Here is a 1,521-nt window from a genome sequence, read left to right as displayed (position 1 = left end):
AGTGCCCATTGACCATGATCCGGACATGACCTTTTATATGAAAAACCGCTGGTATACCAAGGCCGGCTATAAACCGGATGTCGGTCTGCGCTACCGGACACCTGTTGGTACTGTACGTTTCCGTTATGCAGAGGAGGAAAGCTCCACCAATGATGACGGTGGTATCTGGGTGAAAAAACGGCCGTCCCTGGAGTTTGACACCAGCCATTTCTATCTCTTTAACTCCCGCTTCTATGTGGGAGGCCATGGAGAACTGGGCTATTGGGATGAGAATCAGAATGGAAGAGATATCAAAGGAGCCTACAAAGGCTTTGACCTTTATATTTCCGGCGATCCGTGGAAACTGGGGAAATTTATGAACTTCAGCTGGAAAGCGGGCTATGCAAAGGATTATTACAGTTATTCGGATAATATCCGCCGCAACAGCTACTATTCTCTGGGACTTTCCGGCGGCTACGGACCTCTGGCAGGCTGGGTGTACTATACGGACCGTGACCTCAAGGGATATACTCCCTACTACTATGACAGCTACAGCAGTGATAAGCCGCTGAGTCTGGGATTCCGCTGGCAGGCAACCAAGATGGATGCCTTCAGCCTGGCCTGGACCATCGATACGAAGGATGGCCGGCTGGATCATCGGTACTGGACATACTACAGGGATCTGCATTCCTTCTATGCGTGGATCCGGTATGATGATATTGAAAAGGAAACCCGGTTCATGATTATGCCGAAGGACTTCAAGTTCTGAAAATTACAGCGCCCGGCAGCAGAAGGCCGGATTTACAAAATAATGAATCTGCTTTTTGAGCACAGGGGCGACAGTTCCTGTGCTGAGGTATGGTTCGCAGGGGAAGAAGGCAGCAGTTTCTGTTTCTTTGAGGAAAGGAGGGCTTCCATTGGCTGACAAGAGGAAATGGATGCTTCCTTTAGGAGGAGCAGCGGCTGTCCTTCTGACCTTATGGGGGATTTACGGAGGAGGCACGGCAGGCAGACTTTTACCGGAAAAGGAGCCTGTTTCGGCAGCTCCTGTAGAAGTCCTGCCGGTCAAAGAGGAGGAAGTCTCCCTGAAATATGATGCAGCACTCCATCGAAGAGGAAAGCCGCTGCAGGATCCCTTCCACAGCGATGCTCTGGCAGAAGCAGGAAAGTCTGTCCCTTCTTCTGCCATAGGGAAAGTGGATCAATCAAAGGCTTTTTCACTGGAAACAGGAAAGGAAGCGAGTAAAAAACAAAACCGGTCTTTTTCCGGGATGCCTGTACTGAAGGGTATCATGGCCTACCGCTCTGACCGAAGGGCGATTCTGGAGCTGGACGGGACATCCATGGTTGTAAGAGAAGGAGAGCAGGCTGGCCTATGGAAAGTATCGGAAATTCAGGAAAGAGGAATCACTCTCATATCCGGAGGAAACACACTGCAGCTCTCTATGTGAAAACCGGGAAGGCAGGCCTGTTTTTCTGCTGTGCTCTTTTGGCCTGCCTTTTTCCTCTTTCTATAGAGGCCGCAGATTCTTTTCTGGACAG

General features: G+C 50.3%; 1 protein-coding gene and 1 pseudogene. Both read left to right on the top strand.

The window, feature by feature from the left end; genetic code table 11:
* Window positions 1–748 (top strand): annotated as a pseudogene (locus ACI4N7_RS04650) (hypothetical protein); the annotation flags it as partial.
* Between the two features lie 148 nt (window positions 749–896).
* The gene (locus ACI4N7_RS04645) at window positions 897–1,430 is read left to right on the top strand and encodes a hypothetical protein (RefSeq protein ID WP_439732198.1); all 534 of its coding nucleotides are present in this window, start codon (window positions 897–899) and stop codon (window positions 1,428–1,430) included.
* Window positions 1,431–1,521 lie beyond the last annotated feature (91 nt).

It is taken from the genome of Dialister sp., assembly GCF_051885895.1.
In the GTDB taxonomy this organism is placed as follows: domain Bacteria; phylum Bacillota; class Negativicutes; order Veillonellales; family Dialisteraceae; genus Dialister.
This window is presented reverse-complemented; position numbering and strand designations above follow the sequence as displayed.